Here is a 13,072-nt window from a genome sequence, read left to right on the forward strand (position 1 = left end):
TTGTGACATCATTTAACGACTAAACTAAATTAATTAACTTAAATTTCTATTTATTATGACATTATCATCTGCACAATTTCGTAAACCAGTATATTGGTGGGTTATTGGTTATGCGGCAATTTGGATCTTAGTGAGTTATCTTTTTGACCCTACAGTGCCTTATGATGCCGTAGAGGCTGTCAATTGGGGCACTAACGGAGGGTGGGGTTCCCCTAAAAATCCTTGGTTTGTTGGCTTTATAATGACACCAGCTATTTACGGCGGTATCGATTTTAGCTTTTATTGGTATTTTATCCACTTTATTGTCATTGCTGTTGGGCTATTAGGCGTTTGGAACTTAGCCTATAAGTTGACACAAAATACTAACTTAGCTTGGTTTGCTATGTTGGCGCTTAATTTATCTGGCGTTATCAACTTTGATATTATCCCTTATAACGATAACTATATTCTAGTTGGTTGTTGGGCATGGGCGTTCTATTTTTTCCTTTGTGCTATTAATGACAATCAAAAATATTGGATTGGTTTTGCCATTACGATGGGTATCGCCACAATGGGGAAATATTCATCATTAGCTTTTATTGGTTCTGTGTTTTTATCAAGCCTTTTTGTCCCTAAAGTTCGAGCAAGCTATTGTTCACCTTATTTCTATTTAGCGCTGGCTATTTGGTTTGCTTTTGTTATTCCTAATTTTATTTGGTTATGGCAAACCGATTTTGCCGCTTTTAAGTGGGTCGATTCACAAATCGAAAACCGTTTTAATTTACGTACTACTCGTGCTGCACTCACTGTTTTTTACCCGGTGATTTTAATGTGGGGAATTTTACGTTTTTATGGTGGACGTGTAAGTTGGTCTGCTTCTAAAGATAGCCAATTACTCAATTTTATTTTTCTGTTTCCATTAACGATTATTTTTATTTGGTTTAGTTTTCATGAAGGGGGACGTATCAGTGAGTGGTTACAACCCTTTATGTCGATTGCGACTGCACTTTTTGTCGGCTCAATTAGTGTCATGCCCAAACGTTCATTACGTGGTGCACTGTATGGTTTAGGTGTTTTCGGTATGTTGGTTGTTTCTGGTTATACCGTCGTTCAAGCCGCGAATGTGCGTAATGCAGGTCAAAAATTTATCGGTGTAAAAACTTTTGTGCAAGATGTTGAACAAGCTTGGTATCAGCATTATCACACTCCACTTGCGTATGTGGGTGGTGAATATATGCATGAATGGGTAACTTTTTATGGCAAAGATAGGCCATTATCTTCACAGCCATGGGTGTTAGAAGCGAATGTGCAGCCTCCGAATATTTATAATCGACATATCACACTTCAACAGTTAGAAGAAAAAGGTGTCGTATTGGTCAGTGAAGTCGGCTATTACTGTGAGAAAGCTCATTTTGATGAAGGCTTAAAGTATTGGCCGAGTTTAAAAATAGCCGATACTCAAGAGATAATGTTTCGCGCTGAGCCCGATGCCATTACTGAGCCAGTTTGTATCGCTTTTGTAGCGCCAAAAACACATAAGGAAAAGTAGAGATGCGTTACGCTGATATTCAAGTTGAAACAGAAAGATTAAGATTGCGTCCTTTTGAAATGGGGGATGCTGAAGATTGGTTTAAGATCATGAGTTCAGCTGAAGTGACGCGTTATTGGAGCCATCTTCCTTGGCAGTCACTGCAAGAAGCACAGGAAGATATTATTCAAGATATCACGCATATGGAAAGAAAAGAGTATCTGCGCTTAGCGGTGATAGATAAAGCAACAAATGCACTGATGGGCATGTGTGTTTTTTTTAATCATTACCCTAATTCACGACGTGGCGAAATTGGGTATTGCCTTGATACAGCTTATCAAGGTAAAGGCGTCATGAAAGAAGCGATGGTGGCATTTATTACGTATCTTCAAACTCATCTATCTGTTCGTCGTTTAGAAGCGGATATCCACCCTGATAATAAAGCATCAGCTGCGTTGTTAGCAAAATTAGGTTTTGAACAAGAAGGGTATCTAAAACAGCGTTGGATAGTCGGTGATGAAGTTTCTGATTCGATTGTTTTTGGTTTGTTGTTGCCTACAATAGATATAGATAAAGCCTAATTAAGGGGAGTCTATTAGGCTGGATATTGCAAGTAAAACGACTCTTTCGCCAAAATCGCCTTCTGGGATATTTAATTTTTCTATGAAGGCGAGATCAATACTGAAATCTATTGAAGAAGGTCTACTCCAAATATGAGCGCTGTTTGTTATAAGAGATTTTCTATTGCATTCATAAAACATCAATTCACCATCAGAAAAGTATTTATGTGATAGCGTATTATTATGACAATGCATTACATAAAGCGTAATATTTTCTGAATTTGATAAACCAATAGCCCATAAACTCATGCCACCCAGAGTTTGCTGAGTATCACTAATTACGCCACCGTAAATTTCAATTATCCTTAAATAAATTGCGACTGAAATACCTAATGAACGGTATTCATTATCTACATAGGCAGATTCTATTTGAGGTAAATTAGGTGAAAATAATATTGGTGTGGATAAATTAAAACTCATTACATAATTAGCAACAACAATATTATTTTTTATATCTTTAACATATAACCGATTTAATTCAGAACTAACGTTTTCTCTTAATAATAAATATTCTTTTTGATCATTATCTAAAATTATTCCTAATTCATCTATTTCACCAAAATCCCCGCTGTTATCTGGATTAATTAGTCGTTTATCATGGCGATCAATTAATATGGGTGGCATTCATTTGAGCCTTTTTATGCTGTGAGTTAAAAGTCTTAATCATTTTTTTAAGCTTTCTATGATTAAAAAGCTTTTCATAGTGTACTTTATATTTATTATTTATTTTATTTGAAAAAGATTCAGATACAACACTAAATCCTTTTTTATTTTTAGATAGCGCTAATTGAACTTCAAGAATAGGATATACATTATCCCAAATAGCTGTTTTTTCCCAGCCATCATTAAGGATTAAGACTCTAGGTCTTGTTTCACGCTCTTTCATTATTCTAACTTCGAAATTAATGCCTTCACTATCTTTAATTTCACCAATTAGAATAGTTCTACTTGCTATTGTATGAGGTGAACGTTTATTCATTTCTCCTCCTAATAATTAGTAAGCTTAAAGTTATTATGATGAATATAATGTTTAGTAAATATAATAACTATTAAGAAAATTATTTATTGCATATCATTATAAATAACCATAACGTTCCCTTTATAGTATTTTAGTGATGTTTAAAAATAAAGCAAAACTTGTCGCCTGATAAAAAATAGGAAAAGCAATAGCCCGTAGACTATTGCTTTGGAGTGAAATTTAGAAAAGATTTTTTAAATCAATCACATGAGTATCAATCAGCAATATTTTTAAAATAAATAGCAGTGAAACAATCACAACACATAGATTAATTTCTTTCCAGCGGAAAGTACCCACTTTCATAACACAATAAGCAATAAAGCCTAGTGCGATACCTTCGGTAATTGAGAAGCTAAATGGCATCATGACTGCGGTGATAAAAGCAGGAACGGATTCTGTTAAATCATCCCATTTCACGCGTGTAAGGCTGGATGTCATTAATACACCCACATAAATCAGTGCACCTGCTGTCGCATAGCTTGGCACCATACCTGCTAGTGGTGATAAGAAGATAGCGAGTAAGAAAAGAATACCCACAACAACGGCAGTTAAACCTGTGCGACCACCGACAGAAACACCGGAAGTACTTTCGATAAAAGCGGTTACAGAAGATGTTCCCATTGCAGAACCTGCAACAGAACTTAAGCTATCGACGTATAACGCTTGTTTCATTCGTGGAAACTTGCCTTTGTCATCAGTTAAACCAGCTTTATCAGTGACACCAATTAATGTGCCTGAAGAGTCAAATAGGTTCACCAACATAAAAGCAAAAATTACGCCAGAAAGACCGATATCTAAGGCTCCCATAATATCAACTTTACCAACAACGGTTGTGATAGAAGGAGGAACAGCAAAGATACCTTGATATTGAACATCACCTAAAAGAAGACCAATTACAGTGGTGATAACAATTGAGATAAGAATAGCGGCATGAATATTACGAGCAGCAAGAATAGCGATAATAAAAAAGCCTAATGCACCTAATAATACGTTATGAGAAGCAAAATTACCGATAGTAACGATAGTGTCATTATTAGGAATAATAATACCGGAGTTTTTTAAGCCCATCATGGCGATAAAAAGACCGATACCGCTAGTAATACCAACACGTAAACTCAGTGGAATATGGGCAATTATCCAGTAGCGAATACGAAAGAGAGTCAGTAAAAATAGCCCTACTGCACCCCAAAAAATTGCACCCATAGCGACTTCCCATGAGTAACCCATAGCACCAACGACGACGAAGGCAAAGAATGCGTTTAAGCCCATCGCAGGTGCAACGGCAATAGGTAAATTTGCCACTAATCCCATTAAAATACTGCCGAAAGCCGCAATTAAGCAGGTCGTCACGAAGACGGCTTTGATATCCATATTGGCAGCAGCAAGAATTTGAGGGTTAACGAAGATAATATAAACCATCGTTAAGAAAGTCGTGATACCCGCAATCAGTTCGGTGCGAGCGTTTGTGCCGTGTTCTTGTAGCTTAAACAGGCGTTGGAGCAAACCCTGTGATCCAGAATTTGGTGATGACATGCTCATAGACAAAAGATCCCAAAAAAAATGTTTTTCGCTTTATCCTACACAAATAAAACAATAACTGCACCTAAAAAAGTAATCGATTGCGTAGAGCGCTACAGCGAAGGCATTAAAAATAGATGGAGATATTTAATAAACTAAGTGTAGTTTAGTGCTAATAATTGCATGACGTCAAAATGGCACATTTTATTTACTTTGTTAAAATTTGATCATATTATCTTGCTTGAAAAGTGAGCTGTTTTGAAGTTTTACTAGTTTTATAAATAACAGCTATTAAATAAGTTTTAATAAAGAGGTGGAGGAATTATGCCTACTTTATCAAATGAAAGGATCACAACACGTATTAGTCCCGAAATGAAAATTTTGTTAGAAAAGGCTTTATCATTATCAGGTTATACGAGTTTAAATAGTTTTATTGTACAAGCAGCTATTGCTGAAGCTAAACGGCTAATCGAGCAAGATATGCGTATTAAACTTTGTCAGGAAGATGCTTTAGATTTTATTAATGCATTGGAAAAACCAATCGAAATAAATGATCGCTTCCTTCGTGCCGCGCGCAAGCATAAGGAAACAATTCTTGATGAAAATAAGTCCTCTGAATAGAAAAATACATGATAGAACATCTTTTGATTGTGGCGATAAAACACTTAATAACTACTTGAAAGCAATATCCAATCAACATCATGAAAAAGATTTAGCGCGTACTTTTGTATTAACAAGTGAAATCGAGCCTACAAAAATTAAAGGATTTTATTCATTAGCATTGTGTACTATCGATTTAGATGAATTACCGCAAGAAATCGGGAAAAAATATCCCAAAGAGCTCTATTGCGTATTAATCGGGCGGTTAGCAATTAGTCAGCAGTATCAACGCCAAGGTTTAGGATCTATTTTATTAGTTGATGCTGTAAGAAAAGCAATAAATTCATCTGGTAATATTCCGATACCCATGATTATCGTAGATGCAAAGCATGATATTGCAAAAAGTATGTATCAAGGATTAGGTTTTTCTTCATTTAGCCAAAATGAATATCGTTTATTTATGACTATGGCGAATGCTAAAGCGGTAATCAGTCTAGTTGATAATGAATAAATCAATTATAAAGAGACTAACTTATTTTATTAAAACAATAAGTTAGTCTCTTTTGTTTATCCCATTTCTTTCTTAACAAATGATTGTTGTTTAAACGGCAACACCATCTGCCAAAAAGGGCGCTTTTCTTTTTGTGTGGAAAATAATTTCGCTACTCTATTGGCAATAATCTCCAATGAAAAACAGAGAATAAAATAGATAAAAGCAACAAACAGGAAAACTTCCATTGGATAAACCATACTGCGGTTATTAACTTGAGTCGCTAAGAAAGAAAGTTCACCCACACCCACCACATAAGCTAATGAAGTATCTTTAATTAAGGCTATCCACTGATTAATAAACGAAGGCACCATCATGCGTAATGCTTGTGGCAATACGATGTACCACAATACTTGCCAGCGATTAAAGCCTAATGATAATCCAGCTTGCCATTGCCCTTTTCCAATCGCCAAAATGCCAGCTTTAACGCCATGCGCAATATAAGACGACGTAATTAAGGCCAATGCACAAATTACGGTGGTGATTTCAGGAATTTCCATTCCTAATACAACGGGCAATAGAAAATAGACCCAAAATATCAACATAATGACAGGAATTGCGCGGAAAAAACCTAAAAAAGCTGCAAAAAGGTTAACCCAGACACCTCTGAGCATAGCCAAAGCAATGCCACCTAATGTACCCAAAATAATTGATGCAATACCTGCAATGATGCTGATAAAAACGGTCAGTGCTGCACCTTCTAAAGGCCCATCAGGATAAGCACCAAAGAGTAAGTACTGCCAGTTATCAGCAATAACAGTAAAGTCCATATTAATACCCTTGTGCTAATTTACGTTGCTGATGCCATTGTCCCCAAGCTTCCATCAATGCGATTGCTGCAATATAGAGGATCGTTGCAACACCAAAGGCTTCAAAGGTGCGTAGTGATTCTGTTTCGACTTGCCTTGATGCGTAAGAAAGCTCCGCAACACCAATAGCCATCGTCAGTGATGAGTTTTTTATCACATTCATGTATTGACCCAATAAAGGGGGCAGAGCAATACGAAAGGCTTGAGGTAAAATCACATAGCGCATAGATTGCCACTGAGTTAGACCTAATGCCAAAGAGGCATACTTTTGTCCTTGCCTAACACCTTGAATACCGGCTCTTAGCTCTTCGGCAATAAATGGCGTTGAGTAAAATGTCAGACCCACAATACCCGCCAAAAACTCAAAAGAAGGCCAAGAAAGCGTTATACCTAAAAATGTAATCTCATGAGGAGTGTTTAACCATACCATGGCGCTTTGTGGCAGAATTTCTCCTGATGCGAAATACCAAAAGAATAACTGCACTAACAGCGGAGTATTACGAAATAGAGAAGTATAAGTAGTAGCTAACCAGCGTAATGGTGCAAAAGCGCTATCTCTTGCAGCACTAAGGGCAAAGCTCATTAATGTTGCAATGACAATAGTCCAAAAAGAGATAAGCAAGGTGATTAGAAAACCACTCCAGAGCCAATTTAAATAGTGTGGCTCGAGAAGGTAATGTGAAAGAAATTGCTCAAACATATAATAGGCCTATTGTAGACACCAAACCCCGCAAAAGCGGGGTAGGTGTTTTAATAAAGGAATAACTTTATTTTGATGAAAGAAGAAAGTTATTACGCTTTAAAGATCAAGATTGTGGTGTTTGCTCTGATAGTGGAGCAAATTTAAAATCACCACGAGGTTGAGCTGATTTTGTTTCAGGGCCAAACCAACGATTGTAGATCTCGTCGGCTTTACCCTCTTTTTCCAATCTTAATAGGGTGTTATTGATTTCGTTAATTAAACGCTCTTCACCTTTAGCGGCTGCAACTGCTTGGTATTCACGGGTAATGCTAAATGATGACACTTCAAAATCGGCTTTAATGGCATCAGGAAGATTTGCTAATAAACCCACTAACTTCGCATCATCTTGTGTGATGGCTTGTACGTTACCGTTACGTAATGCAGCAAAAGCCAGTGGTGTATCGTCATAAGAGATAACTTTGGTGTCAGGATAGCGTTCACGTAATGTGATTTCTTGAACAGTACCTTTATCAGCACCAATACGCAGTGAGTGAATTTGTTCTGGGTTGGTTAAAACCCCTTTACGTGCAATAAATTTTTGTCCGGTTGCAAAGTAAGGAACAGAGAAATCAACTTGTTTAGCTCGCTCATCGGTAATGGTGAAGTTAGCTGCGATTAAATCGACTTTTTTAGAGCTTAAAAGTGGGATACGGTTTGCTGGGTTTGTTGGACGCAATTCCAGTTTTACACCTAAATCTTTGGCGATCTCATTGGCGATATCTGCATCATAACCTGCGAGTTTTTTGGTTTGAGGATCAATAAACCCAAATGGAGGATTACTGTCAAAAATCGCGATACGTACTACACCTGCTTTTTTTATATCATCGAGCTTATCTGCTTTTGCAATACCAGAGAAAAGCACAGAGCCTGCAATTAATGCGGTTGCCAAGACACGTAATTTCATTATTCACCCCAAAGAAAAGAATTATCATCGTTATGTTGGATATCACGCTATCAAGTTGATCTAAGTTCATAAAATAATAAAAATTGATATGGATATGCTTTTAAGGAATAAGATGGAAAAAAGTGTTGAGCGAAAGCGGTATTAATTTATAGAGCATAAAAAAAACAGCGACATGAGCGCCGCTGTTTTGAAGAGAAGAAAAAGAGAGAGAAATTTATTTAGAAGCGTTGCTATCGTCATTTTTTGTGAGCATTTTTTCTACTTGGTCGCCCCCTAAATGGCGGAAATCATGACCTTTTACGTAATAGAAAATAAACTCACAAATGTTCTGACAACGGTCGCCAATACGTTCAATAGAACGCGCACAAAATAGTGCTGTTAGCACGCTAGGAATAGTGCGAGGATCTTCCATCATATAAGTCATCAATTGACGGACGATACCTTCATATTCGTTATCAATTTTAGCGTCTTCACGATAGATACGCACTGCTTCATCCAAGTCCATACGCGCAAATGCATCAAGAACATCGTGAAGCATTTGTATGGCGTGTTGACCTAAAGATTCTAAGCTCACGAGCAGTGGTTGATGTTGGTGTGAAAACTTTTCAAGTGCGGTTTTACAGATTTTTTCAGCAACGTCACCAATACGTTCTAGTTCAGCGATCGTTTTTGATATCGCCATAATTAAACGTAAATCACTCGCGGTTGGCTGGCGTTTAGCAATAATTCGCATACACGCATCATCAATGGCGACTTCCATCATATTGACGTTATGGTCACCTTGAATGACTTCATTTGCTAATGCTTGATCCTGATTATGCATCGCCATAATGGCTTTTTTCAGTTGCTCTTCAACAAGCCCACCCATAACCATCAGCTCAGTACGGATATGCTCTAACTCAGCATTAAATTGACCAGAAATATGCTTATTGTGATTTAAATTATCCATTTAGTGCCTCGTTATCAGCCGTAACGCCCAGTGATGTAATCTTCAGTTTGTTTTTTCGCAGGACGCGTAAATAACGTATCCGTATCGCTAAATTCAATTAACTCGCCTAAATACATAAATGCAGTGTGATCAGAACAACGTGCCGCTTGTTGCATGTTATGTGTCACGATAACCACGGTATATTCTGATTTAAGTTCACTGATAAGTTCTTCAATACGACCAGTTGAGATAGGGTCAAGTGCTGAACAAGGCTCATCAAGTAATAAAACCTCAGGGCGAATAGCGATACCGCGTGCTATACATAAACGCTGTTGTTGACCACCAGACAGACTATATCCACTCTGATGTAATTTATCTTTGGTTTCGTTCCATAATGCGGCTTTAGTCAAAGCCCACTGAACACGTTCATCCATATCAGCGCGAGACAATTTTTCGAATAAACGTACACCAAAGGCGATGTTGTCATAAATCGACATCGGGAACGGTGTTGGTTTTTGGAATACCATTCCGACTTTGGCACGTAATAACGCAATATCTTGCTTATCTGTCAGGATATTGTTGCCATCTAGCAGAATTTCACCTTCTGCACGTTGTTCGCCATAAAGCTCATACATTTTGTTAAAAGTACGCAGTAAGGTTGATTTACCACAGCCAGAAGGGCCGATAAATGCAGTCACCTTATTTTTGGCAATATCTAAAGAGATATTTTTCAGCGCATGGAATTTACCGTAGTAGAAGTTCAAATCACGAACTTGAATTTTATTTCCTGCGTTATCATTAGCCATAATCATTCAACGTCTCTCTTGCTTAACTTTCTGCGTTAACCGTGCTTGCGTTTAGCAAATAGCACGCGCGCAATAATATTGATAAATAGAACACAGAGGGTGATAAGTAATACGCCAGCCCAAGCAAGCTCTTGCCATTGTGCAAAAGGACTCATGGCGAACTTAAAGATAGTCACAGGTAAGTTAGCTATCGGTTCGTTTAAGTCTGTGCTCCAGAATTGATTTGATAGTGAAGTAAATAACAGTGGTGCAGTTTCGCCTGCAATACGCGCAATCGCTAATAACACACCTGTGATAATGCCTGATACCGAGGCTTTTAAGGTGATTTTAGAGATCATCTTCCACTTTGGTGTCCCTAATGCGTAAGCGGCTTCGCGTAAGCTATCAGGTACTAACTTCAACATATTTTCAGTGGTGCGAATAACGATAGGAATTTGCAGTAACGCTAATGCGATAATTCCCGCCCATCCTGAAAAGTGCTGCATCTGTGCGACAACAATGGTGTAGACAAAGAGCCCGACAACGATTGACGGCGCTGACAGCAAGATATCGTTAATAAAGCGTGTGGTTTCAGCAAGCCATGAACGACGACCATATTCAGCAAGATAAATCCCTGCAAGAATACCTAATGGTGTTCCAATCACTGTTGCCCAAAGGATGAGTAATCCACTACCGACAATGGCATTCGCCAATCCGCCACCATCAGTATTCGGCGGAGGTGTCATTTCAGTAAAAAGTGCAAGTGACATGCCATCGAAGCCTTTGGTAAACGTGGAGAATAAAATCCATGTTAACCAGAAAAGACCAAATGCCATGGTAGAGACAGATAAAAATAGCGCGATACGATTTTTTTGACGACGCCAAAGTTGGCGTTTATGGCGTACACGCAGCTCGTTTTCTGTTTGAACTCGCAATGAAGAAGAGGATGTTTTAGACATATCAGCGCGCTCCTTCATTTCTTGATAAACGTAATGTCATAAACTTAGAAATCGCAAGAACGATAAAGGTGATGACAAACAGGATAAGCCCTAATTCCATTAATGCAGCAGTGTGTAATCCCGTCTCAGCTTCAGCAAATTCATTCGCTAATGCAGACGTGATACTGTTACCCGGCATAAATAACGAGGCAGAGTCTAATTGGTAGGTATTACCGATGATAAAGGTTACCGCCATAGTTTCACCTAAGGCACGTCCTAATCCCAACATAACACCGCCGATAACGCCATTACGGGTATAAGGTAGAACGATATTCCAAATCACTTCCCATGTTGTACACCCAATGCCGTAGGCAGACTCTTTCATCATGACAGGCGTTTGTTCAAACACATCACGCATAACAGAAGCGATATAAGGAATGATCATGATAGCGAGGATAACGCCTGCAGCTAAGATCCCGATACCAAAAGCAGGGCCAGAGAAAAGCTCGCCAACGATAGGAATAGAAGAAAGCACATTACCTACCGGCTCTTGGAAATAGGTTGCAAAGAGTGGTGCGAAGACAAACAGTCCCCACATACCATAAACAATACTTGGAATAGCGGCGAGTAACTCAATAGCGATACCTAACGGGCGTTTTAACCAATTAGGCGCTAATTCAGTTAAGAAAAGAGCGATACCAAAGCTGACAGGAACGGCAATAACCAGTGCGATGACTGAAGTTACAATGGTGCCGTAAATGGGTACTAGTGCCCCAAATTCCTGAGCAGGAGGATCCCACTCTTTCGACCATAAGAATGAAAGGCCAAATTGTTGAATACTTGGCCATGAGGCGAAAATCAGTGAAACAATGATACCTGTTAAAAGCAAAAGTGTAATCAACGCAGCTAGACGAACCAGTGCGCTGAAAATAACGTCCCCTCGTTTACTAGGGGCCTTTATTACCGTTGTATGCTCGGCCATAAAGCCTCTTTTAATTTATTACCCCCTGTTTTGCAGGGGGTGAACGTTAACTTATCTCTTAATGGTTCCCGGTTTTATTAGTAAATCGGTTTACCATTACTGTCTTTAATACTTGTTTTCCATGCTGCACGAATTTGCTCTACAACTTCTGCGGGTAATACGGCGTAATCTAGATTTTTCGCTTCTTGATTACCTTTGTCGTAAGCCCAGTTGAAGAAATTCAGTACTTCTTTACCTTTTTCTGCATTTTGCTGTTTCTGATGCACTAAGATAAAGGTGGTGGAAGTAATCGGCCATGCGTTTTCACCTTTCTGATTAGTCAGGTCTTGTGCAAAGCTTTTGCTCCAATCAATTTTTCTTGCTGCGGCACTAAAACTGTCTGCTGTTGGTGCGATTGCTTCGCCGTCAGCGGTGACTAATTTAGTATAAGCAAGGTTGTTTTGTTTTGCGTAAGCATATTCAACATAACCAATTGAACCCGGTACACGTTGAACGAATGCCGCGATGCCATCATTCCCTTTTCCACCTAAGCCTGTCGGCCATTTAACAGTAGAGCCAGCACCTACTTCATCTTTCCATGCACTATTTACTTTTGATAAGTAGCTAGTGAAAACGAAAGAGGTTCCAGAACCATCTGCACGACGAATAACTGCGATATTTTGGTCTGGTAATTTTACGCCCGGATTAAGTTTAGTGATGGCAGGGTCGTTCCATTTTTGGATCTTGCCTAGGTAGATATTACCGATAGTATCGCCATCTAAGGTCAGTTCACCTGATTTGATACCAGGAATATTGACTGCCATAACAACGCCACCAATCACGGTAGGGAATTGGAATAAACCGTCAGCTTGTAATTTATCGTCTGCTAATGGCGCATCAGAAGCACCAAAATCAACGGTATTTGCAATGATTTGTTTTACACCACCAGAGGAACCAATGCCTTGGTAGTTAATTTTGTTACCCGTTTCTTTCTGATAGGAATCTGCCCATTTAGCATAAACTGGGGCAGGGAACGTTGCGCCCGCACCAGTCAGCGAGGTCGTTGCCTGTGCAGAAAGAGCGGTCATTGAAAACGCAGCGGCAATGACACTAGTCAGGGTGGTACGCATCAGTTTCATAATCCCTCCTGTGGGATAGGTAGAATAATTTTCGACATCTATCAACTTCGGTT

General features: G+C 38.7%; 15 protein-coding genes. 4 read left to right on the top strand and 11 right to left on the bottom strand.

Translation table 11 applies throughout. The features are described from left to right. The first annotated feature begins 55 nt into the window (after positions 1–55). Both ABN236_RS14460 and ABN236_RS14465 read left to right on the top strand, forming a co-directional pair. A complete protein-coding gene (locus tag ABN236_RS14460; protein WP_349474303.1) occupies positions 56–1,528 on the top strand; it encodes a glycosyltransferase family 39 protein in 1,473 nt (490 codons plus the stop codon). Between the two features lie 2 nt (positions 1,529–1,530). Then, a complete protein-coding gene (locus ABN236_RS14465) occupies positions 1,531–2,088 on the top strand; it encodes a GNAT family N-acetyltransferase (RefSeq protein ID WP_349474304.1) in 558 nt (185 codons plus the stop codon). Here ABN236_RS14465 and ABN236_RS14470 read toward each other — a convergent pair whose 3' ends face one another. From ABN236_RS14470 to ABN236_RS14480, 3 genes are all read right to left on the bottom strand, one after another. Next, positions 2,089–2,751, bottom strand: coding sequence for a hypothetical protein (locus tag ABN236_RS14470; protein ID WP_311755508.1), 663 nt, complete (start codon positions 2,749–2,751; stop codon positions 2,089–2,091). It lies immediately after the preceding gene. Next, complete coding sequence (locus ABN236_RS14475; protein ID WP_311755507.1) at positions 2,732–3,106, bottom strand: hypothetical protein; 375 nt, start codon at positions 3,104–3,106, stop codon at positions 2,732–2,734. Before ABN236_RS14475 ends, ABN236_RS14470 begins: the two co-directional genes overlap by 20 nt. Positions 3,107–3,325: 219 nt before the next feature. After that, positions 3,326–4,684 (bottom strand): NCS2 family permease, encoded by a 1,359-nt coding sequence (locus tag ABN236_RS14480; RefSeq protein WP_252957024.1) that lies wholly within the window; start codon positions 4,682–4,684, stop codon positions 3,326–3,328. A gap of 303 nt (positions 4,685–4,987) precedes the next feature. Here ABN236_RS14480 and ABN236_RS14485 point away from each other — a divergent pair, with 303 nt between their 5' ends. Together ABN236_RS14485 and ABN236_RS14490 are read left to right on the top strand one after the other, a co-directional pair. Continuing rightward, positions 4,988–5,284 (top strand): type II toxin-antitoxin system TacA family antitoxin, encoded by a 297-nt coding sequence (locus ABN236_RS14485; protein WP_109408979.1) that lies wholly within the window; start codon positions 4,988–4,990, stop codon positions 5,282–5,284. After that, on the top strand, positions 5,262–5,774 hold the full coding sequence (locus ABN236_RS14490) for a GNAT family N-acetyltransferase (RefSeq protein ID WP_109408978.1): 513 nt from the start codon (positions 5,262–5,264) through the stop codon (positions 5,772–5,774). Before ABN236_RS14485 ends, ABN236_RS14490 begins: the two co-directional genes overlap by 23 nt. Positions 5,775–5,830: 56 nt before the next feature. On the opposite strand, the gene ABN236_RS14495 is transcribed toward ABN236_RS14490, so the two are convergent. The 8 genes from ABN236_RS14495 to pstS all read right to left on the bottom strand — a co-directional run bounded on the left by ABN236_RS14495 (position 5,831) and on the right by pstS (position 13,019). Then, positions 5,831–6,583 carry an amino acid ABC transporter permease gene (locus ABN236_RS14495; RefSeq protein ID WP_311755506.1) on the bottom strand — a complete coding sequence of 251 codons (753 nt, stop codon included), beginning with the start codon at positions 6,581–6,583 and terminating at the stop codon, positions 5,831–5,833. A 1-nt stretch (position 6,584) separates the two neighbouring features. Then, entirely contained in the window at positions 6,585–7,322 is a 738-nt protein-coding gene (locus tag ABN236_RS14500) for an amino acid ABC transporter permease (protein WP_088494314.1), read from the bottom strand. A 106-nt stretch (positions 7,323–7,428) separates the two neighbouring features. Beyond that, on the bottom strand, positions 7,429–8,268 hold the full coding sequence (locus tag ABN236_RS14505) for an ABC transporter substrate-binding protein (protein ID WP_036933789.1): 840 nt from the start codon (positions 8,266–8,268) through the stop codon (positions 7,429–7,431). 214 nt (positions 8,269–8,482) lie between these two features. Beyond that, positions 8,483–9,217 (bottom strand): phosphate signaling complex protein PhoU, encoded by a 735-nt coding sequence (gene phoU / locus ABN236_RS14510; RefSeq protein WP_088494315.1) that lies wholly within the window; start codon positions 9,215–9,217, stop codon positions 8,483–8,485. Between the two features lie 14 nt (positions 9,218–9,231). Then, on the bottom strand, positions 9,232–10,008 hold the full coding sequence (pstB, locus tag ABN236_RS14515) for a phosphate ABC transporter ATP-binding protein PstB (protein WP_088494316.1): 777 nt from the start codon (positions 10,006–10,008) through the stop codon (positions 9,232–9,234). A gap of 29 nt (positions 10,009–10,037) precedes the next feature. Continuing rightward, on the bottom strand, positions 10,038–10,940 hold the full coding sequence (gene pstA / locus ABN236_RS14520; RefSeq protein ID WP_228766712.1) for a phosphate ABC transporter permease PstA: 903 nt from the start codon (positions 10,938–10,940) through the stop codon (positions 10,038–10,040). Between the two features lies 1 nt (position 10,941). Then, a complete protein-coding gene (gene pstC, locus ABN236_RS14525) occupies positions 10,942–11,901 on the bottom strand; it encodes a phosphate ABC transporter permease PstC (protein WP_088494318.1) in 960 nt (319 codons plus the stop codon). A 77-nt stretch (positions 11,902–11,978) separates the two neighbouring features. Continuing rightward, on the bottom strand, positions 11,979–13,019 hold the full coding sequence (gene pstS / locus ABN236_RS14530; RefSeq protein ID WP_088494319.1) for a phosphate ABC transporter substrate-binding protein PstS: 1,041 nt from the start codon (positions 13,017–13,019) through the stop codon (positions 11,979–11,981). Positions 13,020–13,072 lie beyond the last annotated feature (53 nt).

This window comes from Proteus sp. fly-1013 (assembly GCF_040140245.1).
GTDB classification, from domain to species: Bacteria; Pseudomonadota; Gammaproteobacteria; order Enterobacterales; family Enterobacteriaceae; genus Proteus; species Proteus mirabilis_B.

Excerpts from the sequence above, each read along its gene's own strand:
- ABN236_RS14460 (WP_349474303.1), top strand. The coding sequence starts at position 56 with ATGACATTATCATCTGCACAATTTCGTAAACCAGTATATTGGTGGGTT.
- ABN236_RS14465 (WP_349474304.1), top strand. The coding sequence starts at position 1,531 with ATGCGTTACGCTGATATTCAAGTTGAAACAGAAAGATTAAGATTGCGT.
- ABN236_RS14470 (WP_311755508.1), bottom strand. The coding sequence starts at position 2,751 with ATGCCACCCATATTAATTGATCGCCATGATAAACGACTAATTAATCCA.
- ABN236_RS14475 (WP_311755507.1), bottom strand. The coding sequence starts at position 3,106 with ATGAATAAACGTTCACCTCATACAATAGCAAGTAGAACTATTCTAATT.
- ABN236_RS14480 (WP_252957024.1), bottom strand. The coding sequence starts at position 4,684 with ATGAGCATGTCATCACCAAATTCTGGATCACAGGGTTTGCTCCAACGC.
- ABN236_RS14485 (WP_109408979.1), top strand. The coding sequence starts at position 4,988 with ATGCCTACTTTATCAAATGAAAGGATCACAACACGTATTAGTCCCGAA.
- ABN236_RS14490 (WP_109408978.1), top strand. The coding sequence starts at position 5,262 with ATGAAAATAAGTCCTCTGAATAGAAAAATACATGATAGAACATCTTTT.
- ABN236_RS14495 (WP_311755506.1), bottom strand. The coding sequence starts at position 6,583 with ATGGACTTTACTGTTATTGCTGATAACTGGCAGTACTTACTCTTTGGT.
- ABN236_RS14500 (WP_088494314.1), bottom strand. The coding sequence starts at position 7,322 with ATGTTTGAGCAATTTCTTTCACATTACCTTCTCGAGCCACACTATTTA.
- ABN236_RS14505 (WP_036933789.1), bottom strand. The coding sequence starts at position 8,268 with ATGAAATTACGTGTCTTGGCAACCGCATTAATTGCAGGCTCTGTGCTT.
- phoU (WP_088494315.1), bottom strand. The coding sequence starts at position 9,217 with ATGGATAATTTAAATCACAATAAGCATATTTCTGGTCAATTTAATGCT.
- pstB (WP_088494316.1), bottom strand. The coding sequence starts at position 10,008 with ATGATTATGGCTAATGATAACGCAGGAAATAAAATTCAAGTTCGTGAT.
- pstA (WP_228766712.1), bottom strand. The coding sequence starts at position 10,940 with ATGTCTAAAACATCCTCTTCTTCATTGCGAGTTCAAACAGAAAACGAG.
- pstC (WP_088494318.1), bottom strand. The coding sequence starts at position 11,901 with ATGGCCGAGCATACAACGGTAATAAAGGCCCCTAGTAAACGAGGGGAC.
- pstS (WP_088494319.1), bottom strand. The coding sequence starts at position 13,019 with ATGAAACTGATGCGTACCACCCTGACTAGTGTCATTGCCGCTGCGTTT.